Below are 384 nucleotides of genomic sequence, written 5' to 3'. Positions count from 1 at the left end.
AGGCATCGCTGATCGCCGTCAGCCGTCCTGCGCGAAAGTGATAGAACCGCGCCGTGTCCCCGGCCAGCGCGAGGATCAGCTCTTCCGGCTCATTGCCCAGAAAGATCGCCGCCCGCGACAAACTGTTGTGAATCGCCGGTCGCTCAATACTCGGCAACGGAAACCGCGTACGCCGGTTTTCATGGTCGACCCAGACCACAAAGTCGCCTTCAAACGCCAGCCGATGCGCCAGCGAATGACTCCAGCCAAACCCGAGCCCGACATCGATCTCCGCCGCGCTGCTGCGATACAACCGCGTGAACTCAAACGGCAACACGCCATCGAGCACCGCATCAGTCAGGGTCAGCAGTTCTTCACCGGTGACCATCGACACCGGACAACCAT

1 protein-coding gene is annotated in these 384 nt (G+C 61.2%); it reads right to left on the bottom strand.

The annotated features are described in order from the left end of the window. Positions 1–384: DUF6531 domain-containing protein (locus ACWR1S_RS30935; protein WP_454566152.1), on the bottom strand; the 384-nt coding region annotated here is incomplete at both ends.

The sequence above is a fragment of the Pseudomonas sp. AIG genome, from assembly GCF_977020205.1.
Note: the sequence above shows the minus strand (reverse complement) of the source record. Positions and strands in the feature narration are given on the sequence as shown.